The organism is Treponema berlinense, assembly GCF_052273165.1.
GTDB classification, from domain to species: Bacteria; Spirochaetota; Spirochaetia; order Treponematales; family Treponemataceae; genus Treponema_D; species Treponema_D berlinense_A.
In genome coordinates, this window is sequence record NZ_DAVZIU010000024.1 from 5,877 (window position 1) to 29,152 (window position 23,276).

Below are 23,276 nucleotides of genomic sequence, written 5' to 3' on the forward strand. Positions count from 1 at the left end.
ATCCACCTTGGCAAGGTGGCGCACTACCACTGTGCTATTCCCGCAAAAATAATTTGCATCTGTTTATAATCTGTTTTACAACAGTTGTGCAATAGAGCGGGAAACGGGAGTCGGACCCGCGACATCCACCTTGGCAAGGTGGCGCACTACCACTGTGCTATTCCCGCAAAAATAATTTTGCTGAAATGCTGATTAACTTTTGCTTGAGAAAAGTTGCAATCAACGTGATAAAAAATATATCAGTTTGAAAAAAAAATGTCAATTTGTTTATTGGAAAAAAATTAACTTTTTTTTTTGCGATTTTGAAAAAAAATACGCCGGATGCGTCGTCCTTTAGTTGCAAAATGCAGTTTTGCAATGAGCGTTAGCGAAGGCAGAGCAGCCGGTTGGAAAAAAAATACGGAACGCTGGCGGAAAATGTTTTTTTTTTTGAAAAAAAAATGCCGTCCTGAATTTTTATAATCTTTACGACTAAAATAATACATTTTGGCTTAGGTTTGTTGTTTTTATCGTTTTTGTCTGATATTATAGTTAGAAATGAAAAGTAGAATTTTATCACCATCGTTGCTTTCTGCGGATTTTTCTAATCTTGCGGAAGCCTTGAAACTTTGTGAAGAAAAAAAATCGGGTGCGGTTCATATTGACGTTATGGACGGACATTTTGTTCCTCAGATTACTTACGGACAGCCGGTTATAAAATCTGTAAGAAAACTTACATCTTTGCCGTTTGATGTTCATCTTATGGTTGAGCGTCCTGAAGAAATGGTTGACACTTTCGCGCAGGCTGGGGCTGACTGGATTACTTTTCATCAGGAAGCGACCGTGCATATCGACAGGCTTATTTCTCATATTCATTCGCTTGGAAAAAAGGCTGGAATCTCTATTGTTCCGTCGACTCCTGTAAGTGCAATAAAGGAAATTCTTTCTGAAGTTGACCTTGTGCTTGTCATGACGGTTAATCCGGGGTTTGGCGGACAGAAGCTGATTCCTTATTGCGTTGAAAAAATTGCGGAGCTTGATTTAATAAGAAAAGAAAAAAATTACAATTATTTGATTTCGGTTGACGGTGGAATCAACAACGAAACTTTGCCTTCAGTGTTGGAGGCTGGTGTTGATGTGGTTGTTTCTGGTTCTGCCTTTTTTAACGGCTCTTTTAATTGGGAGGCGTAAATGTTTGTGCGGGCTTTGTATGGACAAAAAAGAAACGGTTTAAAGCGCATTTGTGTTTTTTTTGCGACTGTTTTTTTTGTGGCAGGAAGCGTTTTTTGTCAAAAATATTCTGCGGAGCAGGAGCAGGGGTTTGAGTCGTTTAGAAAAAATGACTGGGCTTCTGCAATGTTTTTTTTGCGGAAAGCTGGAAGTTTGCCTGGAGGTTTTGACGAAGAGACTTTGTATCTTTTGGTGATGAGCGAAATCAATGCCTGCGAATATTCAGACGCGCTTGCTGATGTAAACGTTTTTTTGCAGTCTTTTAAGAAAAGTCAGTATCTTCCATATATGCATTTTCAAAAAGGACGGATTTTGCATCTTTTGGAACGCAATGAAGAAGCGGTTTTGGTTTTGAGCGATTTTTGTCATCTTTATCCAGATAGCGAGCTTTATGCGGCGGCTTTGTATTGGGTTGCCGAGTGTTTTTACGATGAATATAATTTTGATTCTGCGCGTGCCCTTTATGAGCGCGTTGTGTCGGATTTTCCAGCAGATTCAAAAACTGGAGACTGCCGTTATCGTCTTGAAATGATTGCTCAGCGTGAACGTGAAGAAAAATTGATTTATCTTTTAAAAGTAACTGGAGAAGAAAATCTTGCTGCACGTGAGGAATACGAAAGGCAGATTAAACTTTATCAAAGTCAGGATAAAATGGGGCTGAGAAAAAGCCTTGCCGATTCTCAAAATAGAATTGCCGAGCTTGAGGCGGAATTGGCGGAGCAGAAAAAAGCTAATTCTGATCTTGAGGTGAAGGTAAAGAATTTTGGCGAAGCGATAAGTTCGCAGAATGTTTTTGAAGAAAAAAAAGGTGAGAAAATCAGCGGAAAAACTTCTGTTCCGAATACTGATCCAGAAATCGAAGCTTTAAAACAAAAGGCTTTATTCTTGCAGTTTTTGCTTGAAGAAAAATAGCAGATTTTTTAGGGTTTTGGCTTTTATGAGAATTAAAATCAAAATTTTTGCTTAAAAATAAAAATCCCGGAGATAAAAATTATGAAAGTTTTAAAAAAAAATCGATTCAATAAGTTTTATTTTGAAAAAAAAGTTCTTTTATGTGCTGTTCTTGCTGTTTTTGCAGGCGGTGTTTTTTATTCTCAAAACGAAAATATGAATGGCGGAGTTCCGACCGAAAGTCTTGAAAAAACGGAAAGTTTTGAAAATTCTGAAAAAAAATCTTCTTCTGAAGATGCTGAAAAATTTGAAAAAGAAAAGACTGAAGCTACAAAGGTAAAAAAAGAAAAAACTAAGAAATCTGAAAAAGCAAAAAAGACAGAAGCAATTGACGAAACTGATAAAAAACAGGAAAAAAATAAAGAGATTACAAAAATCGATTCGTATCTTGGAGATGTTTATATTCCTGTAAAAAAATATTCGCTTTTTTTTGAAAATTACTCTATTGAATGTAATTCTGAACACGGAACTTTTAATTTTTATTCTACTCAAAAAAATCGCAGAAAAACTCTGATTTTATCAAATTATGAGGATTCAATTTCTTCATCTTTCTTTTTAAGAATTGAAAAAACGGTTTACTGTCTGAATAAAGACGGTGCGGTTAAAAAAGAGTTGTGGAAAACCGCAAACGGAGCGCGCCTTGTTTACACAATAAATAATAAAGCTCGTGTTGCCATAGATTTTTCGTTTGAGCCAGAAGAAACTGTTAAAAAGGTTTTTGCCCTTGAACAAAATGATGAAAAAATTGTAATGGAGCAGGATGAAAACCTTTTAAAAACGGAAGAGGATGAAGAAGTTTCTGGCGATGAGGTTTTTCCTGGCGTAATAAAAATCAGGGCTTATGTTACAAATCTTTCTGAAAAGAAAGCGAATTTTGCATTGAAAGCTGTTTTGGATACGTCTGTTGGAGAAGGAGCAGATTTTCATTTTTTGACAGAAAGCGGTCTCTCGTTTAATTCTGAGCATCAGTTTGAAAATATGCTCAAAGAGAGGTCGTTGTACGTTTCTGACTCGAAAATTTCAGCAGAATTTGTTTTTGAAGGAAAAAATATCTCTTCTCCAGAAGTTGTGACGGTTGCAAATATTGCATATTTGAATTCTCCTAGATGGATTATGGTTTCTGAAAGCGGAAGAAGTTTTAATTCGCTGAATGCGTACAATAATTCGGGAATTTCGGTTGTTTGGCCGCAGAAAAAGCTTCAAAAAGAAGAAACTTATTCAATTCAATTTTTTGCAGGAATTTCGTGCAACGGAAGAAAATGCGATACTTTAAAATACGTTGATTTTGTTGAAACGGATAGCCTAAAAAAAGTTAAAAAAACTGAGACGGTTGCGAGTTTTGATGTTCAGAGGGCAAGAAAGACTGATGTTGATTTTATAGTTCAAAACGTTACTGAAAAACAGCTTGATTTTGAATATATTCAGAATCTTATAAATCGGATTGACGCTCTTGAAAGCACCGATACAGATATTGATAGAAATGAGCTTAGGCAGCTTAATTCTGAGCTTGATGCTATTCTTGCTGCCTTGAGGAAGCGGAACTAAAATGAGCAGAGCAACGATCGACGAAGCACGTTCACTTATTCGGAAAAAAAAGTATTCAAATGCGATTGTTCTGCTTGAAGGTGTTCGCGAAGTCTATAGAAACAGTTTCGATTATTATTTGGTTTTGGGAATTGCATGCCTTTACTCTGGCGATTATGGAAATTCGTACAGAAATTTTGATGAAGCGCGGCATATAAAAGTTCAAAACGTAGATTTGCTTTTGGGACAGGCCGCTTTATATTTGGTTCGCGGAGATACAAGTGCTGCGATTGGTTATTATCTTGATATTCTCGATCTTGAACCAGAAAATAAAAAGGCAAAGACCGCTCTTGAATTTGTCCGCTCAAAAGGCGACTATGAAACGATTGTAAAATGGACGGATACTGGAAAAATAAAAGAGTTTTATCCGGAAGTTGCTGAAAAAAAAGGAAGCTGGCCTTTTGTATTTTCTGTCCTTGCTGGCGGTTTTGTCGCTCTTGTTATTCTTTTTTGCATGAATTTAAGCAAGATAAGAGAAAATGCACAGCGTGCGGATTTGAGCGAACTTGACCTGACATCTTCTGATAAGTCGAATTTACAGGAAAAAGATTTGTCTGGCGGAGTTTATAAGTATATCCTTTCGGATTTGCAGATTACGCAGGCTTATGAAAAGGCGAAGTTTTATTTTCAGAATTACAGGGACAATTCTTCCCAGGTTGAGATAAATAGAATTCTGAATTCAAATGCATCTCAGTCTGTAAAATCTAAGTCGGAGCTTTTGATTTCGTACTTTGAAGAGCCTTCTTTTGATAGTTTTTCTAGCCGTCCTGAAGAGAATTTTTCATATTCGACCGTGGCGGCAGAGCCTGTTCTTTATGTGGACTGTTGGGTTGTCTGGTCTGGGAGAATTTCCAATGCAAAGACGGAAAATGACGTTTTTAGTTGCGATCTTCTTGTCGGATACGAAAATCTTGAAAGAGTTGATGGAATTGTTCCAGTGATTTTTGATGTTGTGCCAAAAATTGAAGGAGACCGTGCAGTAAAAATTCTTGCGCAGGTAAAGTTGAAAGACGGGAAGATGTGTCTTTTGGGACGCTCTGTTTATCAGCCTTTGAGAAAAAATTGATAAAAATTCGATATTGCTGTAAAAATGTACTGAAAAATTCAAAAAAAATGTGTAAAAATTGAATTTTAAGGCCATATATATAACGGGAGGAAAAAAGGTGGCTAAAATGGTAGAAACAAATCAGCCGGCAGATATGTCGGAAAAACTGAAAGCTCTTGAAGCGGCTCGCATCCAGATTGAAAAGCAGTTTGGTGCTGGCGCGCTTATGAAACTTGGAACTCAGCCGGATGCTCAGGGAGTTGATGTTGTTCCTTCTGGTTCGATTTTGCTCGACGAGGCTCTCGGTGTAGGCGGTTATCCGCGCGGACGAATTATTGAAATGTACGGTCCAGAAAGTTCTGGTAAAACGACTCTTGCTTTGCATGCGATTGCGGAAGCTCAGAAACTTGGTGGAATTGCGGCGTTTGTAGACGCAGAGCATGCTCTTGACCCGGTTTATGCAAAAAATCTTGGCGTAAATATTGATGAATTGTGGGTTTCGCAGCCGGATACAGGAGAGCAGGCTCTGGAAATTACAGAAAATCTTGTTCGTTCTGGGGCTGTCGATATTATTGTTGTTGACTCTGTTGCCGCCCTTACTCCTCAAAAAGAAATCGAAGGAGATATGGGAGATGCGATGATGGGGCTTCAAGCCCGTCTTATGAGTCAGGCTTTAAGAAAACTTACGGCCATCGTAAATAAAAGCAAGTGTATAATCGTATTTATCAATCAGATTCGCATGAAAATCGGTGTAATGTTCGGTAATCCGGAAACTACAACTGGTGGAAATGCCCTTAAGTTTTATTCGTCTGTTCGTTTGGAAATTCGCCGTATCGAATCAATTGACGGAAAAGGCGAGGAAGACGCTGTCGGTAACCGTGTCCGCGTAAAAGTTGTAAAAAACAAGGTTGCTCCTCCATTCCGCAAGGTTGAACTTGATATTTATTTTGGAAAAGGAATTTCTGCAACTGCTTCGTTGCTCGATTCTGCTGTAAAACATGGAATAATCGACAAACGTGGAGCCTGGTATACTCGCGGAGATGAAAAAGTCGGTCAGGGAAAGGAAAATGCAATCAACTTCCTTACTCAAAATCCAGAATATGCAAAACAGATTGAGGCTCAGATTCGTGCGGATGTTTTTCCTGGACAGGTTTTAAAAACAAAGGAAGGCGTTCCGGTTTATCCTGAACAGGTAAAGGCCGCAAAGGCTTTGGAAAAAGCAGAGAAAGAAGGCGCAAAACAAAAGGTTGCTCCTCAGACAGAGGCTTCTTCTGAAGTTGTGCCTTCTGCAAAGGACGCTCTTTTTTAGTTATGATTGATGTTGTTTTGGGAGTAGGTTCCAACAAAAGCTGGAACGGAATGAAAAGTTTGTGTCTTTTAAAAAAAGCCTGCGAAGCTTTGAATGTTCTGCTCTCAGAATTCACGGTTTCGTCAGTTTACCGCACAAAACCCATGTATCTTGAAAATCAGGATGATTTTTATAATATGGCTGTTCGCGGTAAAATTGATGATTCTTATTCTCCTTTTGTTTTGCTCGAAAAAATTCACATAATCGAATCTTGCTTGGGGCGCAACCGTGAACTTGAAGTAAGAAACGGACCTCGTTCAATCGATATTGATATTGAATTTTTTGGGACTCAGTCGGTAGATACAAAAATTCTCCAGATTCCTCATCCTCGGCATAAAGAAAGGGCATTTGTTTTGGTTCCTTTACTTGAGATTTTAAAAGAAAATGCCGATTTTATAAAAAGAGAAGATTTTTCCAGTTGTTTGGAGAAAATTGGTTCGGGTGGAGTTGAGAAATTCCTTTCGGCCCAGGATTTTATAGGCGGAAAATTTTAAAGAGTAAGCGTTTTATAAAATCATCGTCTTTTTTTTGAGGAGTATTCATGGAACAGAACCTGGAGTTAAAAACAAAAACTGTTGATTATGACGAAACTGCGGACAAAATTGTCCACAAATATACAGCTGGTCAGTTTGAAGGCCCTCTGGATTTGCTTTGGACTTTAATCCGTGATAATAAAATCAATATTTATGATATTCCGATTGCCGAGATTACCGAGCAGTTTCTTGAATATCTTGATTATGCTTCTCAGGTTGAACTTGGCGATTTGTCCGAATTTTATAATATGGCGGCTCGCCTTGTTTATATAAAAAGCCGGATGATGCTTCCTGTTGAAGTAAAGGTTGATGATGACCTTGATTTTGACGATCCTCGTGAAGAACTTGTTGAAAAACTTATTGAATACCAGAAATTTAAGAAACTTTCTAATCTTATGGAAGAAAAAGAGGACGAAAGTGAATGGAATTTTGAACGAAAAAAAATTCAGCGTGTTCTGCCGTTCGATGATGAAAATATGTGGGAACAAGTAGATACTTGGGATCTTTTGCAGCAAATGCAGAAAATCTTTCAAAACCTTATTTCGCAGTATTCAGATTCAAAAATCATCGATATGTACGAAGAAATTTCGGTTAATGAAAAAATTACGCTGATGAATGAGCTTCTTGAAAAAAAAGATGAATGTATGTTTACAGATTTGATTGTTAGACATGGAAATGTTCTTGATGTAATCTGCGCGTTTATGGCTCTTTTGGAAGCTGTAAAGTTTAAAATGGCAACGATTATGCAGAACAGAATGTTTGGCGACATAAAAATCTGCAGATATGCGGCATAAGGAATTATATAAAATGGATGTAAATCTAGAAAAAGAAATGGGACTTGTAGAGGCGGTTCTGTTTTTGGACAGTGAGCCTCTTACGGTTGAGTCGATTGCAAAAATTGCCGAGCTTTCGGAAGATGTTATTGAACAGTGTCTTGACGGATTGAAGGAAAAATATTCTCAGGAAAGTTCGGGTGTTGAACTTTCAAAAATTACAGGTGGCTGGACACTTACTCCAAAAAAAGAATTTTGGGAAGTTCTTAAAGAACGGTATGGAAATAAAAATGCAGGAAGATTGAGCCGTTCGGCAATGGAAGTTCTTTCGATTATTGCCTATAAACAGCCGATTACGCGTGCGGAAATTGAAGCAATCCGTGGAGTTCCGCCGGATAATATGATTCGTATTCTTCAGGAAAGACAGCTTGTAAAGGAAGTTGGCAGAAAAGATGCTCCTGGAAGACCGTGTCAGTTTGGAACTACAAAAGAATTCTTGAAATTTTTTAATCTCAATTCAATTGCAGAACTACCTGCTCTTGACGAGAAAGAATCAGAGAGGTTCGAACTTGCAAGATAATTCTCAAGATAAAAAACAAATTCGGCTTCAGGCATTTCTTGCACATTGCGGACTTGCAAGCCGGCGTGCCTGCGAAAATATAATTACGGACGGACGCGTGAGCGTAAATGGAAAAATGGTCAATGAATTAGGGACAAAGGTTTCAGAAAATGATGTTGTCTGCGTTGACGGAAAAAAGATTTCCCTTGAAAAAAGAAAAATTTATGTTTTGTTGAATAAACCTGCTGGCTACGTATGTACTCAAAACGACGAAAAAGACAGACCGGTGGCTGTAGATATTCTGAAAGAAAAATATTCTGAACGGCTGTACAATGTCGGCCGTCTTGATATGTTCAGTCGCGGAGCTATAATTTTTACAAACGATGGAGATTTTGCCGCAAAGCTGAGCCATCCTTCTAGTGAAATCGAAAAAGAATATCTTGTAGAAACCACTTATCCTCTGCCAGAAGGACTTGAAAATCGCTTTATGCGTGGAATCCGTGTTGAGGGAATTTTTTACAGGGCGAAAAGCGCGCAGGTTGTAAATTCTCACAAAATGAGGGTTGTTCTTGTCGAGGGTAAAAACCGTGAAATTCGCCGTGTATTTAGCGATGCTGGAGCATCAATCCGAAGCCTTCAACGTGTCAGAATTGGAAATGTAAAACTTGAAAATTTGGAAGAGGGCAAATTTCGGGAGCTTTCTGAAAAGGAAGTAAAAGAACTTTTGTCTCTTTGCAAAAATAATAATGGGAGCGAAATATGATAATCGCAATGGACGGACCTGCTGGAACAGGAAAATCTACAATTGCATCGTTGATTGCAAAAAAACTAAAAATTACCTATTTGAACAGCGGAAGTTTTTATCGGGCGCTTACAATGGCTCTTAATTCTTCAGGTATTGATATTTCAGATTCTGAAAAAGTGCTTGAATTTTGCAAAAAACAGAAACTTGAATATAAGAATTCACGTCTTGTGCTTAATGGAGTTGATGTTGAAGACCATCTTCACGATGATGCGGTTAGCGAAAAAGTTGCGCAGGTGTCTTCGATTGTGCCAGTTCGCCATCTTGTAAACGAAAAAATGCAGGAAATAACCAAGTCGCTTGATATTGTCTGTGAAGGACGCGATATGACGACAGTTGTTTTTCCAAACGCACAGTACAAGTTTTATCTGGACGCTTCGATAGATGTTCAGGCTCAGCGCCGTTTCGACCAGGGTGTTTCTAATATGACGCTCGAAGAAGTAAAGGCGGCAATTATAAAACGCGATGAAATTGACAGGAATAAAGCTGAGGGAGCTTTAAAACGTGCTCCTGATGCCTTCTACATTGATACATCAAACTTGACTATAGAACAGGTTTGTGCGATAATCTTAAGCAAAATTCAAAACAAAGGGTTTACTATGGAACAGATGGAAGTGGAAAAGGAAGAGACAAAAAACTCTATCCAGACACAATTAGAGGAGTCTCTCAAGAGCTTTATGCCTCTTGAAGATGGTCAGCTTGTTGACGGTACTGTAATTGCAGTTACAGATGAACTTGTATTTATCGATATTGGTGCTAAATCGGAAGGAAAAATTCCTGTACAGGAATTTGCAGGAAAACTGCCAAAACCTGGCGATGTAGTTTCTTGCGTGCTTGTAAAGCTTAACGGACGCAATGGTCCAGAAGTTTCTTTCACAAAAGCACAGTCAAAACAGTTGTGGAAAGATCTCCGCAAGGCTGCTGATGAAAAAACTCCAATTGAAGGAACAATTGAAAAAGAAGTAAAAGGCGGTTTTGAAGTAAACCTCGGTGGCGATATTCGTGCATTCTTGCCAATCAGTCAGTCTGATTCTTCAAAAGTTGAAGAACCGAAAAAACTTATTGGAACAGTTTCAAAATTCTATATTGAAAGACTTTATTCGGATAACAAGGCAAATGTTGTTGTAAACCGCAGAAAGTATCTTGAAGAAATTATCAACAAGGCTCGCGATGATTTCTTTGCAAATACTCAGGTTGGCGACACTGTAAAAGGAACTGTAAAATCATTTACTAGTTTCGGTGCTTTTATCGATCTTGGCGGTTTCGACGGTCTTCTTCATATCAATGATATGAGCTGGGGACATGTAACTCGTCCAAAGGATTTCGTAAAAAAAGGACAGGAAATTGAGCTTAAAGTAATTGCTCTTAATCCGGAAGACAAGAGAATCAACCTTTCTCTCAAACATTTTACTGAAGATCCTTGGGTTCATTTTGAAGATAAATATCATGTAAATGATGTTGTTGAAGGAACAGTCACAAAACTTACAGACTTTGGTGCTTTCATTGCTCTTGAAGAGGGCATTGAAGGTCTTGCTCACATTTCTGAATTCAGCTGGACAAAGAAAGTAAACAAGGCTTCTGATATGGTTCAGATTGGCGACAAAGTAAAGTGTATGGTTCTCGGCTATGATATTCAGGCTGGACGCGTTTCTCTCGGTTTGAAACAGGTTACACCAAATCCTTGGGACACAATTTCTGAAAAATATGCAGTTGATTCTGTAGTTCACGGAAAAGTTGTAAAAATTACAAATGCAGGCGCATTTATTCAGCTTGAAGAAGGCATCGACGGATTCCTCCATTCAGAAGATATTTCTTGGACAAAGAAAGTTAAGCATCCTGGTAGCGAATTTGCAGTAGATCAAGAACTTGATGTAAAAATTCTTGATGTAAATCCTGAACAGCACCGTATTACAGTTGGTTTGAAACAGCTTACTGATAATCCTTGGGTGGCATTTGCAGACAAATACCATGTAGGTTCAACTCTTGAAGGCGAAATTACTTCAATCACTGATTTTGGTGTGTTTGTAAGAGCTCCAGAGGGAATCGAAGGTCTTGTAAACAAGGCTAACCTCAGCGACGACAAAGATGTTCCTTTTGAAGAGGCTGTTGAAAAATATAAGGTAGGCGACAAAGTTAACGTTTACGTGGTAGACATCAATGTCGAAAGAGAAAAAGTTGCTTTTTCTGTAAAAGATTTCAAAAAAGCTCAGGCTCGTAAAGAAATCAATCAGTATATATCTTCTGAAGACAATGTTGACGGTGCTTATACACTCGGCGACATGCTTAACGATCAGAAAAACAATTAGTTGATTTCGATGGGTGATCTTGCTTCTCTTACTCTTGAAAAACTTAAAACACTCATCGAAATAAACGGCAGAATAAATTCAAATTATTCAGATGTAAACGCATTGTTGGTTTATATTCTTGAATCAGCAATGCGTTTAGTCGAATGTGAATCTTCTTCGCTTCTGCTTGTAAACAAAGAAGATGGAACTCTTCGCTTTGTTGTTGCCTTGGGACCGAAAGGTGCCGAGGCAAAAAATATAGTTGTTGAAAAAAACAGTATTGCTGGTTGGGTTGTTGAAAATAATAAGCATGTAATCGTCAATAATGTAGGTCTTGATCCTCGCTTTTCAGATACGGTTCAAAACAAGACTGGTTATGTAACAAAGACAATGATTGCTATTCCAATGCGCGTAAAAGGACAGTGCATTGGTGTTATCGAACTTATAAACAAGACTGGTTCACGAGGATTTTGCAATTCTGATTTGGAAATTTTAAATCTTTTGGCAAGCCAGGCAGGAATTGCATATTTAAATGCAGATTCTTACCGGTCGGCAAAAGATAATTTTTCTGTATTGCAAAATAACATCGTTAGCGGAAGTGATTATCATCCTTTTGTTGCAAAAAGTCCAATTGTACTGGATTTGCTTCATGTAATCGATGAAGTTGCGAAGGCGAATACAACAATTCTTATAACAGGCGAAAGCGGTGTCGGAAAAGAGCTTTTTGCTGAACAGATTCATTTGCGGTCAAACAGAGTCGGAAAACCCTTTTTGCGCGTAAATTGTGCGGCTTTGTCATCTGCGCTTTTGGAAAGTGAATTATTCGGCCATGTAAAAGGTGCTTTTACAGATGCAGTTTCTGATAGAAAGGGAAGATTTGAAGCGGCAGAAGGCGGAACTTTATTTCTTGATGAAATTGGTGAATTGCCTTTGGAATTGCAATCGAAACTTCTAAGGGTTTTGCAGAATCACACTTTTGAAAGAGTTGGTTCTAATGAAACTATTTCTGTCGATGTCCGGATTATCGCGGCAACGAACCGTAATCTTGAAAAAATGGTAAGTGAAGGTTCATTCCGTAGCGATTTGTATTACAGGCTGAATGTAATGCCTTTAAATGTTCCTCCTTTGAGGGAACGAAAAGAAGATGTGCTTCCGCTTGCAAAATTTTTTCTTGCAGAATTTGCAAACGAAACAAAAAAGAATTTTGAGTCTTTTTCAGCAGCCGCAGAGAAAACTCTTTTGGAATATTATTGGCCTGGAAATATTCGTGAATTGGAAAATTCGATAGAAAGGGCCTGTGTTTTGGGTAAGCCTCCGCTTATTCAGACTGAAGATTTAAGAATCAATTCAACCGCTGCCTGTGTTCAAAAAAATGAAACGCAGGATAGTTTTGAAGAGATTGCTGATGAAATTGCGAATCCAGCTGATGGTGACAGAACCTTGAAAACAGCTTTAAATAAATTTAAAACCGCCTATATAAAAAAAATCCTTGATTCTACATCTTGGAATCAGACTGAGGCGGGAAAAATTTTGGGAATCCAGCGGACTTATGTTTCACGATTGCTGAATGAACTTAAAATCCGTTGAATATAAATAAAAAATATGGAGAAAAATATGTCTAATGAAGAAGCAAAAACGTCTGTTCTTGGGAAATTCCTTGAAAAAAATATAAAAGTTATTGGCGGTTTGATTGCCGTTTTAATAGTGTTTGTTATTGTTGCAGTGGTCGGATCTTCAATAAAAACAAAGGCTGCTGAGAAGGGGCTTTCTCAGGTTGATACGATTGAATACACTTTCAAAAAAGATGCGGATGATATTTCTGCAGAAGATTTTAAGACTAAGCAGGATGATGCTCTTTCTGAACTTGAAACTCTTACTTTGAAAGGCGGAATTGTTGGTGTAAGGGCAAATATGCTTAAAGCTGAGATTCTTTTTGAACAGAAAAATTATGATGCAAGTCGTAGTGCTTGGTTAAAGGCTGCTGATGCAAAAAAATCGGCTTATACCGCTCCTCTTTGCTATTATAATGCGGCAATTTGTTCTGAAAATTTGAATGATTTGGAAGGTGCTGTTTCTGGTTACGAAAAGGCTGTTTCTTCAAAAGATTTTTATCTTATCGACCATGCATATTTTAGCCTTGGTCGCGTAAACGAAGCAAAAGGTGATTTGGAAAACGCTGTTGTGGCTTATGAAAAAATTGAAGCAATTCATTCTGGTTCAAGATGGGCAAATCTTGCAAAAGACCGGATTATTGCAATCAATTCAACAAAAGCAGAATAATTTGTAACCTGATAAAGGTAAAATAGTTTTTTTATTATGAAAGGTTTCCGTATGGCAAGTAAAATATTTATTACGTGTATTCTTGCCCTTGCGGAAACTTTTTTTGTTTCCTGCGGACTTGAAGATGTAATAACAGTAAATGCTCCGACATCTCTAATCAATAGCCCGCTTTACAGTGGCGATGATTATTTGAAATGGTACGCTTCTTTTAGGGTGAATGAAACTGACCAGCCCGATTCTTTTTCTGGAACTGAAATTTATTATAAAATTTACAATAATTCCAGCGATTTAATCTCCCAACGAAATTCAATTCTCTCGGTAAACACGAGCAGTAATTCGACAGCTGCAGCTACAAGAATGGTCGATACTTATCAGTATCAGGTTTTAGGCGCGCATTCTTTTAAGACCGGAAAAATTGTTTCTCAGTCGGTTTTTGTTCCTGCGAATATTCTAAAAAACAGTTTAAATGTCGCTTTTAGGGTAAAAACTTATACAGGAAATGAAAATTACGGAGCTAATGATGAAGATGTTTCGGTTTTTGAACAATTTCGTGCCTGTATAAAATTTTCTGGCCGCTTAAGGGCTTTTGTCAATAATTCTACAGTTTTTGTCGGTCGTGATTCTTCTGAAGGCTGGAAATATTTTTCTGGAACTTCTGGTGGTTCAGGAACCACAGTTGCATACGATGATATAGATTTTATCGTTCCTGCAAGAAATAATGGAAAGTCATTTGATTTTTTTGACGAGCAAGATACAGATTCAGACGAGAATGTAGAGCCGTCGGAAAGCGATGATGACTATAAGCATAATGATTCGGCTTCTGCGAGAGATACTTATTATGTCCAGTTTTTTGCGGTTGGTGTTGCATTTGATGGCAGTTCCCTTTCAAACGCTTATAGCCTTGTCCTAGATCTTGGTTCTGTTCCGATAATAAAAAATAAATAGCAGCCTCTGTAAGTGGTTTTCTAGGGCAAAAAAAACAAAAATTGCAATAAATTTAAAAATACAGCAGATTGAGTGTTGCAAAAAAAACACAATTTTGATAAAGTAAATAAATACGAGATTGTAGCTCAGTTGGATTAGAGCATCTGCCTTCTAAGCAGAGGGTCGCGTGTTCGAATCACGCCAGTCTCAAAAAGCGTGTAATTCGTTGTAAGAAATGGGATTGCACGCTTTTTTTTTATTTAAATCTGACTAGGGAAAATGCCTTTTTTTACTACAAAAATGCGTGTGTGACATGAATTTGTAACATAAAAAAAAGGGGTTTCTTTATGTCATCAAAACCATTTTCTTTTCTTCGCAGAAACGGCATTTATTACGTCCGTTTTAAAAATGAACTTACTGGAAATTATATTTCTGCAAAATCTACACGAACAGGCGACAAAAAAGAAGCTGAGCGGATTGCCTGGAAATGGCTTTTAGATAAAAAAAGTGAGCGCTTAAAAATCGAAAACAAAAAACTGAATGAGCTTGTGCACAGCGCGGATTTAAGCGATAATTTAATTGATTACGTGATTTGCGAAGCAAAAAAAAGAGGAATTGTTAAAAGCGTCGTAAAACAGGGCGAAAAAGGAAACATAAACGCTTTTTTGTATTGCCTTGATTTTTGGGATTTTGAAAAATCGACATATATCCGCCAGAAAATCAGAATGGGACAAAAGCTCACAAAAAAACATTGCGAAGCACAAAAAACAAACATAAAAAAGCACTTTGAGCAATTCTTAAAAAATAAACTTCTGGGCGAAATCACACGAGACGATATTGAAAAACTTTTTGATGAAATCGGACTTTTAAAACTTTCAGGACATTCAAAAAACTATATTATGCGCTCGCTTTTAGTTCCGGTAAAATTTGCGTATTTCCACGAAATAATTCCGACAGACCTTTTTTCTGGCTGGATTTTTTTCAGTGAAAAATATAAAAAACGACAGATTCTTAGTTCTGAACAAATGCAGGCGCTTTTTTCCGTTGAATGGGGAAATCCAAAAGCAAAACTTGCAGCAATTCTTTCTTCAGTTACGGGGCTACGTCTTGGCGAAATCCTAGGGCTTCAAAAAGGAGATTTGGGAAAAGGCAGAATTTACTTAAAGCATTCCTGGAGCGAAAAGGACGGACTAAAAACCACAAAAAACGGAGAAGAAAGAGAAATCATAGTTCCATTTATGTGGATTATCGACGCATTGTTAAATCTTGCCGAACAAAACCCTTACAAAAAGACAATGGACGCATTTGTATTCTGGGGAAGCTTAGAAGACAAACCGCTTGATCATAAAATATTTAACAAGTTTTTTAAACGTGCGCTGATTAACTGCGGTTTTTCAGAAGAAGAAAGCAAACAATATTGTTTTCATTCTTTGCGCCATTTTTTTACAACAAATATGTACGGAAAAATCAACGACACAACTTTGCAACGTCAGACAGGGCACAAGACCCATTCAATGCTTTTGCATTATGCCGACCACGAAACCGAAAGCGAAAACAGCAGACTTTGCGCTTTGCAAAAAAATACTTTTTTTTATCTGCAAAATGCAAATTATTTTTAGCCGTTTCCACGCAAAGTTTTGATAAAATTGTCGGCTTCATCTTCCTGTTTTGGCTGAATTTTAATCTTGGCGCGCGAGGCAGGAGTTACGCCGTATTTTTCCATTGTCCGCTTGTAAATGTCCATACTTTCGTTATATTTTTGGATTAAATCAACGTCTTTAAACTTGTTGAGCTGAGCCCAGTATTCTGCGATTGAATTGAATTCTGAAAACACGGCATTTAGACAGTCTTGCGCTGCTCCATACGCAATAAAAGCGTCCGTTAAAGTTGGAATATCAACAGCGGTTACAAGTCCGTTTTTCTGGAGAATAGGAATAATTTCAAGCCACTTTTCTTTTGCGTCGTGATTAAGTCCGTCTGGAACGCTTACTTCTTCCAGTGCGTCCAGGCTTACACCGCGGTTTGCGTGTCTGTCTTTCCTGTAAGTTCCGTCTTTTATATGTTCTTCTGTAGTTTTGATAGGTCGTCCCATACTTGTATAGTCAGTATGGGCTTTATTTTTTTAAAGCGTCGATTGCAGTTTGAAAAGATTTGTCAATGTCGTTTTGAAGTGTGCTGAGAGTTTGCAGAAAAAAGGAATTATCGGTTTGGAGTTGAACTTGTTCTGGTTCTTTTTTTTGACCTGTAATCAAATACTCTGCATCGACATTCAGGTATTTTGCAATCTTTACACAGACATCACCAGACGGAATAGTTCCGCGTTTTTTCCAGACGCTAATACTTGTTGAATCAATTTCTACTGCCTCACATAAAGCGGACCTTTTTAAATTTTTTTCTTTCAAAAGCAAGTCAATTCTTTCTACAAAATCCATAGGGTGCCTCCTGCTTTAATTGTCGAAAAAAAAATTGACAAATGTAGTATTTTTTTCTTGACAGTATTGGCAAATGTCATTATAACTAAAGATGTAATTGACAAATGTCAAAACAACCTTAGTAAACTAAGGTTGTTAAGTCCTTGACAGGACTTAACAAAGAAGGGTTTCTTTAATTTATTTTTTTGGCTTTAAACGAAATAGGTGCCTCCTTTTCGTTTGGATATTCTTTAGCCGTCAGTAAAAAGTGTTTTTGAAACCCGCACCTTTTATTGACGGCTTTTTTTTTTACTGTAAAAGGAGGCTTCCATGTTTACAGTTTATTTGAATGACGGAACAAAAAAGACGTTTCGTAGTTTCCGCAAAGTGCGCAAGTTTTTGCACCTCTCTAAAAACTTCCTGTCAAAAATCGCAGCGAACGGCATTACTTATCTTCCGACAGGCGAAACAATCGTCAACTACGATTCGATTTTAAAAGGCAGAATTTCTGCCGCTTTGTGCGGGGTTTAGTTATGGAACTAAACCTGGATATAACACAGCAAAGAGTTTTCGATTACATCGTAGAAAATGGTTCGATTACTTCGCTTGAAGCAATTGAACATTTTGGTGAGACACGAATTTCTGCAAGGATATTCGAGCTTAAAAAAAAGGGAATTCCAATCGAAACCGAATGGCTAAGCGTTACAAACCGTTACGGCGAAAAAAGACGCGTCAAAAAGTATTTTTTTGGCTAAGGAAACGAAATGAATAAAACGACTGAAAACATATTAAACAGTAAAAAAAATCGTTTTCCTGAGAACGCCTGGAAGCGCCTAAACGAGATTTACAGCCTTTTTGAAAAAGGAGAAATAACAGAAGAGCAATTGGACGGCTCGGTTTTCAGCATAGCCGACTTTTACGACAACATAAAGCCAGGCGAGCGTTGGTGGGGAAATTGCGACAACAACATTCTTGGAAAGCCAATAATAATAACCCAGGAGAACGCATTGCAGTACGGAAAAAACTTTGAAACGACAGGAGGAAAAAACTAGTGGCAAATCTGATTGTAATTATGGGCGACAGCGGAGCGGGGAAAACGTACTCGATTAAGTCGCTCGATCCTGCACAGGTATCTGTAATTTCCTGTAAAAAAAACAGGTTGCCTTTTGCAGGAAATTACACAGTCCGCAAGGTGGTCGATACAGTCGACCAGAACGGACAACCTGTTTTTGCGTATGACCAGATAAAAACGCTTTTAAGGTCGTCGCAGAAGAAAATCTTTGTCATTGACGACAGCACTTTTTTGCTCAAGAACGAGCAGCAGCGAAACACAGGGCTGAAAATCAAAAACGACAAAGTAAACGGTTTTATGCAGTATGAAGTTCTTTCATTTCATTTTAAGGATTTGATTGACTTCATTCTTGATGAACTTCCAGAAGATATTTTCGTGATTTTGATGCACCACATCACGAAAGACGAAACAGGCAAGGTAAAAACAGAGGTTGTCGGAAAATCGCTCGACAGTCTTATTGAAAAATCGTGCGATGTTGTGCTTCTGGCGGAAGTTGAAAACGGTGAGCATTACTTTTTGACTGAGAGTTGCAGTTATGCGACCACAAAAAGTCCAGAAGGAATGTTCCCGTCAAGAATTGCAAATTCCCTCAAAATCGTAATTGAGGGCTACAAAAAATATTACGGTATGGAGTAAAAAATATGTTCAAAGATACGTTTGTTTATGACCCGAACTGGGCAAAGACAGGTTTTGATGTTGCTGACGGTGATCACCGTGTTGGGATTGCATCTGTAAAAGACGAAATTTCAAAACAGGGAAAGGCGATGGTTCATATTCAATACAGGGTTGAAGGGGCTTCTGAGCTTTACGATGATTTTCTTGTTGAAGGTGAGTATTTCAATAAGTCTGCAAGCCGAATTTTTGACGTGTTTAAAATTACGCACGGAGACTGGAATTATCAGCACTGGATTAACCGCGTTGCTTACGCTCATTTTGAACACGTAGACGAAACTTACACGGACCGCAACGGCCAGCAAAAAACAGCGAAAAAATCACGGCTCCGCTATTTTCACAACAATGTTCCAGCAACACAACCAGCACAGCCAACACAACCAACACAGCCAACACAACCAACACAACCAGCAAATAATTTTTACCAGGAGGATATTCCCTTTTAATGTAAGAATTTTAATGTCTGCATTTGGCGGAAAAATCATCTCCAGATACAGAATTAAAAGATAAGTCAGCGGCGGTCCAAAAGCAGAAATAAATAAAAAGTTACCTTTCCCCCACCAAACATTTCTGCTTTTTCCGGGTTCGACTCCCGGACTGCCTTTTAGCCCCGTACGGGGTGAATACCTTTAAATAAATAGCAAGATAACTATTTATTTTTATCTATTTTTTAGAGCGCAGCTTTTACGTTTTTTCCGAAAGCGTCCGGCATAAAAAAAGGATGCACGCGGCAGGACAAAAAAGACGGTGGCAGCACGGAACAGACGGCAATTTTTTTATAAAGGTGATTTTATGAATGATATTACAAGAGCTTCTTTAACAATTGATGTTTACAAACTCATACAAAGAAAAAAAGACCCTCTCTTGCAGGCACGTCTTTATAATATGGTTTTTCAATACGCTTTTGAAAATATCGAGCCTGACGAAGAAAGTGATTTATTTGACTATTTTTTACTTGTTCAATCAAAAATTGATTATGAAATCAAGGCAAAAACATCTGGAAAAAAAGGCGGCTTAAAAAAGGCAGAAAACAGAAATAATTTTTTTACGTCTGCGCAAGACCCTACAATAGGGTTTTCAGAACCCTATGTTACCAACGAGAACGTAAACGTAAACGTAAACGTAAACGAGAACGAGAGAGAGAACGAAAACGAACAATCTCCGCACTCACAACAACCTCTCTCATTCTCCTCACCTGAGCAGGAATATTCAAAAAATATTTTCAAGATTTTCTCAACTGCGGGCTGTCCTTGTCAGAACAATAATCCGCTTACTTTTCTGCAAAAAGACTTCAAAGACGGCTTGGAAATACTTCACAGGACACCAGGACTGCAAAATCTGCATTCCGATGACGTAATACAGGCCTGTAAAAACTACACCTCGGTGCTTCTGGACGACAAAATGTATGTTACAAACCGCTATTCATTCCCGAAATTTCTTCAAACAAAAAACTTTACGGACTATCTGCCACAAAACTTTGTCCGGGAAAACTTTATTCTCTACGACCAAAAAAAACAGCCTCAAAACACAGGACAACCACAAACTCAAACTCCGCCAGAAATCTCATTTGAGGACGCAAGGCAAGAATTTTTAATCAAAATGCAAAATGATCCGCGGTTTATAAAGCCAATATTCTGCCATTTTGCCGCAATCTGGGATTCGTGCTCACGTCCGAAAGGCGAGGAATATTTCCGCTGGCAAAACGAAATGATAAAAGACGACTGGTCGCAAAACTATCTGAAAATGCAGACGTAAAACAAAAATCACGCTGAAAAACAAAGGAGGCCATTATGAAAATGTGGAAACACTGCACTGTTTGCAATTCAAATTATCCGTATGGGCAGCTGATTTGCTACAAGTGCATCCGAAATATGCAAGTTGATACAAGCCAAAAAATCAACTGGCTTGAAACATCTTTTGCAAAGTCGTTAAAAACGCAGACAGGCGAAACTTTGCCGTATTTAATTCGTCTGCACAACGATTATCCGTTGCCAGAAGAACTTCAAGTTTACGGCGACTGCTACACGTGCAAAAAACAGTCGTACTGCTCGAATTTTGGAAACTACAAGCACTATTGTCCGACAGAAGAACAGGTTTTGTGTTCGTGCCGTGAGTGCTGCCAGAAAGCAAAAAATTATTACAAAGAGAAAGACAGGAAGAAATGAAAAGCGTCAAAAAATATTTTAATCTCTGGCTTCCATTTGAAACAAAAGAGGAGCAGTTAAAAAGAATTCCAGACGGAAACGAAAACGGAACTGACAACGAAAAACTGCTTTTCTTTCAAAAAAAGTTTTTGGAAACCGAAGATGACAAATATTTTTTGAAAATTTGGATTTTGTTCCGGCTTCTTTGCTTAAAAGCAGTCAAAAAAGAAAAAAGGACAAAGGGTTTTTATCTTGCTAGAGAAGAAGAAGCCTACAAAGCGGATATAGCAGTGGAGTATTCGCTCCGCCGTTATTTGTCATATAAGCAGACAAAGGGCGAACTTTATTGCATTACGAATTTTATTGCAGAAGCTTACAACAGTGTAATGCACGCACTTTATTCAGAAAGTGAAAATGACTTTTTTTTGGAAAAGTGCAGGGAACTAAACGGCAAGCCACTGGAGGAGGTAAAAAAACGCGCCAATTTTATAACACAAATTGACCTGGCAACCAGCATAAAAAAAACAGAGACAGACGAGGCGCAGCTTCTTCTGTTTAGGGAGGAACTGAAAGAAAAATGAAAACCAAAATCTGTAAAAAAAACGGCTGCGGAAGAACGGCGGAAGGTGGAAAAGAATACTGCCACATTCACCAGAATTTGGAGGGAAAACGAAAGGTATTCACTTTTCGGGGCAAATCAAAAGAATGGCACAATCTTTATGAAAGTGCAAAATGGCGGAAAACATCAAAGAAATTCTTAAAAAAATATCCTTTCTGTTTTATTTGCGGAAAGCCCGCAAGAATCGCAGACCATATAACGCCACACCGCGGAAACCTTGAACTTTTTTATGACGAAAACAATCTTCAACCGATGTGCTGGAGCTGTCATTCAAGAAAAACATTCAAGGAAAACGGTAATTTCAGGAGAAAAACGGAAAATGAAATTTAACAGACTGACAGAAAAGGAAAAGGCGACTATCGGAGTTTACAGGAACAGCGAGCTTTCATGCTATCTATGCGGAAATCAGCAATCCTGCGGAAAGAAAAAAGCAGGCTTCGGAATGGATAGAATCTGGCTTATCAATGAACACATAGATGATAATGACTTCTGCCAGCGGGCGGAGGCTTATGTAAAAGCCACAAATCCGATCGCGGACAGAATCAAGCAGTGCTTCGAGCCGGCCGAAAGCGAAAAAGACTTCTTCGAAAAGCAGATTGACGGCTGGGAACCAGTTCCTCATTTCTACAACGGAAGAAAAGACAGTTTCTGGGACTTGGTAGAGAAATAATAAAAAAGGAGAAAAATAAGATGACAACAATGATAGCAGGAGCAGGCTATAAAATAAATCATTATAGTAGACGCGGTTATATACTTTTAGCCATTGCAATCGTAAAACAAGCGATAAGAGATGCAAAAGAAAAACCAGAACGATACAAAAGTTCAACAATAAGATTTTTAAAAAGCGATTCTTTCATTATTTCTCTTGCGGGGCTGAAAGACACAACTTGTAGCAGCCTTATTAACGAAATAAATACATATAAAAAAAAGACAACAGAAAAAGAAAAATATTATTCCCAGTTGAGTAAACAGTTTGGAATTTATCCGGAAGATTATGAGACATGGGAGAAGTACAGAAAGGCAATTTACGCGAAAAAATACTGGCTCGAGCGGAAGGAAAAAGGAGACAAGAAATGACATTTGATAAATCAAAAGTTTACACTGCACTTAACGCAGATGAACTAAAGGTAGGCGACAAGGTTTTTGTTGCTGATAATATAGCAGAACTAAGAAGAATTGTTGAAAAGTCTTCAACTAAAGATGCGAGAAAGATAGTCCATATCAGGAAAGACAATGAACCTTATAGGTTTTGTGTAAAGAGTATTGATGCAGAACTTTGTTTTGGCTTCAATCTTGCCTATCTTGTAGAGCGAGCAGAAGAAAATGAGGAAATATAAAAGAAAATGACAACAGATGAAGGATTGAAATATTTGAAAAATAAAATCTCATTAGAGTTAAAAGATGTTTCTACTCAACAGGGATTTGAAATTATTTGTAAAAGACTTGATGCGGCAGAAAAAGAAAATGCAGAACTAAATAATGAAAAGGGGAAAGCAGAAATGACAGAGGAAAAGAGAAAAAAAAAGGTCTACATAAGCGGACAGATAACTGGACTTGATGAAGAGGAGTACAAGGCTCTTTTCAACAAAGCGGCGGATGTTCTCCGCCAGTTTGGATATGAGCCAGTAAATCCAGCGACACTAGACGAAACAGAAAATACAAAAAATTGGAGCTGGCACGACTACATGAAGCGCGATATAAAAATGATGTGCGACTGCGACTATATTTACCTTCTTCCGAACTGGAGAAATTCCAAGGGCGCAAAGTTTGAATATATGGTGGCGGACTTGTTGAACATTCCGTGTCTTAATTTGCAGGATGTTCAAGAGGCTGCAGGTTAAAAAAGACTATACATAAAATACGGAAATAAAATGCCCCGGAAGTCTAATCGCTTTCGGGGCTTTGGCGGATTAAAAGCAGGCAGAGAAGAGCTTAAAACACAAATTGAAAAAATGAGTTGTCAAGTAATCCTTAACAACTCTTTTAATCCGCTATGCTTTCAATGCAAGCTCAACAAGAAATCTTGATAATGAAAGACCAGCTTTTTCCGCTTTTTCGCGGATTA

At 38.0% G+C, this 23,276-nt stretch carries 29 protein-coding genes and 3 tRNA genes (1 of these 32 only partly in view); 28 read left to right on the top strand and 4 right to left on the bottom strand.

What is annotated here, in order from left to right:
* A tRNA-Gly gene (locus tag ACT6XC_RS07940) sits at nt 1-44 on the bottom strand; it reaches 128 nt to the left of the window's first position.
* Between the two features lie 51 nt (nt 45-95).
* Nucleotides 96-167: transfer RNA gene (locus tag ACT6XC_RS07945), tRNA-Gly, on the bottom strand.
* Between the two features lie 370 nt (nt 168-537).
* Here ACT6XC_RS07945 and rpe point away from each other — a divergent pair.
* The 15 genes from rpe (at nt 538) to ACT6XC_RS08020 (ending at nt 15,912) form a co-directional block, all read left to right on the top strand.
* Nucleotides 538-1,170, top strand: a complete 633-nt coding sequence (rpe, locus tag ACT6XC_RS07950; RefSeq protein ID WP_443738731.1) for a ribulose-phosphate 3-epimerase — start codon at nt 538-540, stop codon at nt 1,168-1,170.
* Nucleotides 1,171-2,121 carry a tetratricopeptide repeat protein gene (locus ACT6XC_RS07955; RefSeq protein WP_443741406.1) on the top strand — a complete coding sequence of 317 codons (951 nt, stop codon included), beginning with the start codon at nt 1,171-1,173 and terminating at the stop codon, nt 2,119-2,121.
* Between the two features lie 81 nt (nt 2,122-2,202).
* The gene (locus ACT6XC_RS07960) at nt 2,203-3,705 is read left to right on the top strand and encodes a hypothetical protein (RefSeq protein ID WP_443741407.1); all 1,503 of its coding nucleotides are present in this window, start codon (nt 2,203-2,205) and stop codon (nt 3,703-3,705) included.
* Nucleotide 3,706: 1 nt separating this feature from the next.
* A complete protein-coding gene (locus tag ACT6XC_RS07965; protein WP_443741408.1) occupies nt 3,707-4,810 on the top strand; it encodes a tetratricopeptide repeat protein in 1,104 nt (367 codons plus the stop codon).
* A 106-nt stretch (nt 4,811-4,916) separates the two neighbouring features.
* Nucleotides 4,917-6,098 carry a recombinase RecA gene (gene recA / locus ACT6XC_RS07970; protein WP_443741426.1) on the top strand — a complete coding sequence of 394 codons (1,182 nt, stop codon included), beginning with the start codon at nt 4,917-4,919 and terminating at the stop codon, nt 6,096-6,098.
* Nucleotides 6,099-6,100: 2 nt separating this feature from the next.
* Nucleotides 6,101-6,631 carry a 2-amino-4-hydroxy-6-hydroxymethyldihydropteridine diphosphokinase gene (gene folK / locus ACT6XC_RS07975; protein ID WP_443741409.1) on the top strand — a complete coding sequence of 177 codons (531 nt, stop codon included), beginning with the start codon at nt 6,101-6,103 and terminating at the stop codon, nt 6,629-6,631.
* Nucleotides 6,632-6,678: 47 nt separating this feature from the next.
* Nucleotides 6,679-7,464, top strand: a complete 786-nt coding sequence (locus ACT6XC_RS07980) for a segregation and condensation protein A (RefSeq protein ID WP_078931217.1) — start codon at nt 6,679-6,681, stop codon at nt 7,462-7,464.
* A gap of 13 nt (nt 7,465-7,477) precedes the next feature.
* Nucleotides 7,478-8,023, top strand: a complete 546-nt coding sequence (gene scpB, locus ACT6XC_RS07985; RefSeq protein ID WP_274955325.1) for an SMC-Scp complex subunit ScpB — start codon at nt 7,478-7,480, stop codon at nt 8,021-8,023.
* Nucleotides 8,013-8,765, top strand: coding sequence for a pseudouridine synthase (locus ACT6XC_RS07990; protein WP_443741410.1), 753 nt, complete (start codon nt 8,013-8,015; stop codon nt 8,763-8,765). Before scpB ends, ACT6XC_RS07990 begins: the two co-directional genes overlap by 11 nt.
* On the top strand, nt 8,762-11,110 hold the full coding sequence (gene rpsA / locus ACT6XC_RS07995; protein WP_443741411.1) for a 30S ribosomal protein S1: 2,349 nt from the start codon (nt 8,762-8,764) through the stop codon (nt 11,108-11,110). The genes ACT6XC_RS07990 and rpsA overlap by 4 nt, the downstream gene beginning before the upstream one ends.
* Before the next feature lie 9 nt (nt 11,111-11,119).
* Nucleotides 11,120-12,676 carry a sigma-54-dependent Fis family transcriptional regulator gene (locus ACT6XC_RS08000; RefSeq protein ID WP_443741412.1) on the top strand — a complete coding sequence of 519 codons (1,557 nt, stop codon included), beginning with the start codon at nt 11,120-11,122 and terminating at the stop codon, nt 12,674-12,676.
* A gap of 27 nt (nt 12,677-12,703) precedes the next feature.
* A complete protein-coding gene (locus tag ACT6XC_RS08005) occupies nt 12,704-13,369 on the top strand; it encodes a tetratricopeptide repeat protein (RefSeq protein ID WP_443741413.1) in 666 nt (221 codons plus the stop codon).
* 51 nt (nt 13,370-13,420) lie between these two features.
* A complete protein-coding gene (locus ACT6XC_RS08010; protein WP_443741414.1) occupies nt 13,421-14,314 on the top strand; it encodes a hypothetical protein in 894 nt (297 codons plus the stop codon).
* A 114-nt stretch (nt 14,315-14,428) separates the two neighbouring features.
* A tRNA-Arg gene (locus ACT6XC_RS08015) sits at nt 14,429-14,503 on the top strand.
* A 137-nt stretch (nt 14,504-14,640) separates the two neighbouring features.
* Nucleotides 14,641-15,912: a tyrosine-type recombinase/integrase gene (locus ACT6XC_RS08020; protein WP_443738915.1), complete on the top strand. Its 1,272-nt coding sequence runs from the start codon at nt 14,641-14,643 to the stop codon at nt 15,910-15,912.
* Here the strand turns inward: ACT6XC_RS08020 and ACT6XC_RS08025 are convergent.
* Together ACT6XC_RS08025 and ACT6XC_RS08030 are read right to left on the bottom strand one after the other, a co-directional pair.
* Nucleotides 15,909-16,385, bottom strand: a complete 477-nt coding sequence (locus tag ACT6XC_RS08025; protein ID WP_443738916.1) for a P27 family phage terminase small subunit — start codon at nt 16,383-16,385, stop codon at nt 15,909-15,911. The two genes, ACT6XC_RS08020 and ACT6XC_RS08025, sit on opposite strands and share 4 nt — an antisense overlap.
* A gap of 22 nt (nt 16,386-16,407) precedes the next feature.
* On the bottom strand, nt 16,408-16,725 hold the full coding sequence (locus ACT6XC_RS08030; protein ID WP_443741415.1) for a helix-turn-helix domain-containing protein: 318 nt from the start codon (nt 16,723-16,725) through the stop codon (nt 16,408-16,410).
* A 309-nt stretch (nt 16,726-17,034) separates the two neighbouring features.
* Here ACT6XC_RS08030 and ACT6XC_RS08035 point away from each other — a divergent pair, with 309 nt between their 5' ends.
* From ACT6XC_RS08035 to ACT6XC_RS08095, 13 genes are all read left to right on the top strand, one after another.
* Nucleotides 17,035-17,235, top strand: coding sequence for a hypothetical protein (locus ACT6XC_RS08035; RefSeq protein ID WP_443738918.1), 201 nt, complete (start codon nt 17,035-17,037; stop codon nt 17,233-17,235).
* Nucleotides 17,236-17,237: 2 nt separating this feature from the next.
* Nucleotides 17,238-17,459: a helix-turn-helix domain-containing protein gene (locus ACT6XC_RS08040; protein ID WP_443738919.1), complete on the top strand. Its 222-nt coding sequence runs from the start codon at nt 17,238-17,240 to the stop codon at nt 17,457-17,459.
* Nucleotides 17,460-17,468: 9 nt separating this feature from the next.
* Nucleotides 17,469-17,756, top strand: a complete 288-nt coding sequence (locus tag ACT6XC_RS08045) for a hypothetical protein (protein WP_443741416.1) — start codon at nt 17,469-17,471, stop codon at nt 17,754-17,756.
* Complete coding sequence (locus ACT6XC_RS08050) at nt 17,756-18,412, top strand: AAA family ATPase (RefSeq protein WP_443738920.1); 657 nt, start codon at nt 17,756-17,758, stop codon at nt 18,410-18,412. Before ACT6XC_RS08045 ends, ACT6XC_RS08050 begins: the two co-directional genes overlap by 1 nt.
* Before the next feature lie 5 nt (nt 18,413-18,417).
* On the top strand, nt 18,418-18,894 hold the full coding sequence (locus ACT6XC_RS08055) for a hypothetical protein (RefSeq protein ID WP_443741417.1): 477 nt from the start codon (nt 18,418-18,420) through the stop codon (nt 18,892-18,894).
* A 346-nt stretch (nt 18,895-19,240) separates the two neighbouring features.
* Nucleotides 19,241-20,203: a hypothetical protein gene (locus tag ACT6XC_RS08060; RefSeq protein ID WP_443741418.1), complete on the top strand. Its 963-nt coding sequence runs from the start codon at nt 19,241-19,243 to the stop codon at nt 20,201-20,203.
* 35 nt (nt 20,204-20,238) lie between these two features.
* Entirely contained in the window at nt 20,239-20,613 is a 375-nt protein-coding gene (locus ACT6XC_RS08065) for a hypothetical protein (RefSeq protein ID WP_443741419.1), read from the top strand.
* The gene (locus ACT6XC_RS08070; RefSeq protein WP_443741420.1) at nt 20,610-21,173 is read left to right on the top strand and encodes a hypothetical protein; all 564 of its coding nucleotides are present in this window, start codon (nt 20,610-20,612) and stop codon (nt 21,171-21,173) included. The genes ACT6XC_RS08065 and ACT6XC_RS08070 overlap by 4 nt, the downstream gene beginning before the upstream one ends.
* Nucleotides 21,170-21,541, top strand: a complete 372-nt coding sequence (locus ACT6XC_RS08075; protein ID WP_443741421.1) for an HNH endonuclease signature motif containing protein — start codon at nt 21,170-21,172, stop codon at nt 21,539-21,541. Before ACT6XC_RS08070 ends, ACT6XC_RS08075 begins: the two co-directional genes overlap by 4 nt.
* Nucleotides 21,531-21,881, top strand: coding sequence for a hypothetical protein (locus ACT6XC_RS08080; RefSeq protein ID WP_443741422.1), 351 nt, complete (start codon nt 21,531-21,533; stop codon nt 21,879-21,881). Before ACT6XC_RS08075 ends, ACT6XC_RS08080 begins: the two co-directional genes overlap by 11 nt.
* A gap of 20 nt (nt 21,882-21,901) precedes the next feature.
* Complete coding sequence (locus tag ACT6XC_RS08085; protein WP_443741423.1) at nt 21,902-22,288, top strand: hypothetical protein; 387 nt, start codon at nt 21,902-21,904, stop codon at nt 22,286-22,288.
* The gene (locus ACT6XC_RS08090) at nt 22,285-22,548 is read left to right on the top strand and encodes a hypothetical protein (RefSeq protein ID WP_443741424.1); all 264 of its coding nucleotides are present in this window, start codon (nt 22,285-22,287) and stop codon (nt 22,546-22,548) included. Before ACT6XC_RS08085 ends, ACT6XC_RS08090 begins: the two co-directional genes overlap by 4 nt.
* 6 nt (nt 22,549-22,554) lie before the next feature.
* Entirely contained in the window at nt 22,555-23,052 is a 498-nt protein-coding gene (locus ACT6XC_RS08095; RefSeq protein ID WP_443741425.1) for a DUF4406 domain-containing protein, read from the top strand.
* The last annotated feature ends 224 nt before the right edge of the window (nt 23,053-23,276 follow it).

Excerpts from the sequence above, each read along its gene's own strand:
- rpe (WP_443738731.1), top strand. The coding sequence starts at position 538 with ATGAAAAGTAGAATTTTATCACCATCGTTGCTTTCTGCGGATTTTTCT.
- ACT6XC_RS07955 (WP_443741406.1), top strand. The coding sequence starts at position 1,171 with ATGTTTGTGCGGGCTTTGTATGGACAAAAAAGAAACGGTTTAAAGCGC.
- ACT6XC_RS07960 (WP_443741407.1), top strand. The coding sequence starts at position 2,203 with ATGAAAGTTTTAAAAAAAAATCGATTCAATAAGTTTTATTTTGAAAAA.
- ACT6XC_RS07965 (WP_443741408.1), top strand. The coding sequence starts at position 3,707 with ATGAGCAGAGCAACGATCGACGAAGCACGTTCACTTATTCGGAAAAAA.
- recA (WP_443741426.1), top strand. The coding sequence starts at position 4,917 with ATGGTAGAAACAAATCAGCCGGCAGATATGTCGGAAAAACTGAAAGCT.
- folK (WP_443741409.1), top strand. The coding sequence starts at position 6,101 with ATGATTGATGTTGTTTTGGGAGTAGGTTCCAACAAAAGCTGGAACGGA.
- ACT6XC_RS07980 (WP_078931217.1), top strand. The coding sequence starts at position 6,679 with ATGGAACAGAACCTGGAGTTAAAAACAAAAACTGTTGATTATGACGAA.
- scpB (WP_274955325.1), top strand. The coding sequence starts at position 7,478 with ATGGATGTAAATCTAGAAAAAGAAATGGGACTTGTAGAGGCGGTTCTG.
- rpsA (WP_443741411.1), top strand. The coding sequence starts at position 8,762 with ATGATAATCGCAATGGACGGACCTGCTGGAACAGGAAAATCTACAATT.
- ACT6XC_RS08000 (WP_443741412.1), top strand. The coding sequence starts at position 11,120 with ATGGGTGATCTTGCTTCTCTTACTCTTGAAAAACTTAAAACACTCATC.
- ACT6XC_RS08005 (WP_443741413.1), top strand. The coding sequence starts at position 12,704 with ATGTCTAATGAAGAAGCAAAAACGTCTGTTCTTGGGAAATTCCTTGAA.
- ACT6XC_RS08010 (WP_443741414.1), top strand. The coding sequence starts at position 13,421 with ATGGCAAGTAAAATATTTATTACGTGTATTCTTGCCCTTGCGGAAACT.
- ACT6XC_RS08020 (WP_443738915.1), top strand. The coding sequence starts at position 14,641 with ATGTCATCAAAACCATTTTCTTTTCTTCGCAGAAACGGCATTTATTAC.
- ACT6XC_RS08025 (WP_443738916.1), bottom strand. The coding sequence starts at position 16,385 with ATGGGACGACCTATCAAAACTACAGAAGAACATATAAAAGACGGAACT.
- ACT6XC_RS08030 (WP_443741415.1), bottom strand. The coding sequence starts at position 16,725 with ATGGATTTTGTAGAAAGAATTGACTTGCTTTTGAAAGAAAAAAATTTA.
- ACT6XC_RS08035 (WP_443738918.1), top strand. The coding sequence starts at position 17,035 with ATGTTTACAGTTTATTTGAATGACGGAACAAAAAAGACGTTTCGTAGT.
- ACT6XC_RS08040 (WP_443738919.1), top strand. The coding sequence starts at position 17,238 with ATGGAACTAAACCTGGATATAACACAGCAAAGAGTTTTCGATTACATC.
- ACT6XC_RS08045 (WP_443741416.1), top strand. The coding sequence starts at position 17,469 with ATGAATAAAACGACTGAAAACATATTAAACAGTAAAAAAAATCGTTTT.
- ACT6XC_RS08055 (WP_443741417.1), top strand. The coding sequence starts at position 18,418 with ATGTTCAAAGATACGTTTGTTTATGACCCGAACTGGGCAAAGACAGGT.
- ACT6XC_RS08060 (WP_443741418.1), top strand. The coding sequence starts at position 19,241 with ATGAATGATATTACAAGAGCTTCTTTAACAATTGATGTTTACAAACTC.
- ACT6XC_RS08065 (WP_443741419.1), top strand. The coding sequence starts at position 20,239 with ATGAAAATGTGGAAACACTGCACTGTTTGCAATTCAAATTATCCGTAT.
- ACT6XC_RS08070 (WP_443741420.1), top strand. The coding sequence starts at position 20,610 with ATGAAAAGCGTCAAAAAATATTTTAATCTCTGGCTTCCATTTGAAACA.
- ACT6XC_RS08075 (WP_443741421.1), top strand. The coding sequence starts at position 21,170 with ATGAAAACCAAAATCTGTAAAAAAAACGGCTGCGGAAGAACGGCGGAA.
- ACT6XC_RS08080 (WP_443741422.1), top strand. The coding sequence starts at position 21,531 with ATGAAATTTAACAGACTGACAGAAAAGGAAAAGGCGACTATCGGAGTT.
- ACT6XC_RS08085 (WP_443741423.1), top strand. The coding sequence starts at position 21,902 with ATGACAACAATGATAGCAGGAGCAGGCTATAAAATAAATCATTATAGT.
- ACT6XC_RS08090 (WP_443741424.1), top strand. The coding sequence starts at position 22,285 with ATGACATTTGATAAATCAAAAGTTTACACTGCACTTAACGCAGATGAA.
- ACT6XC_RS08095 (WP_443741425.1), top strand. The coding sequence starts at position 22,555 with ATGACAACAGATGAAGGATTGAAATATTTGAAAAATAAAATCTCATTA.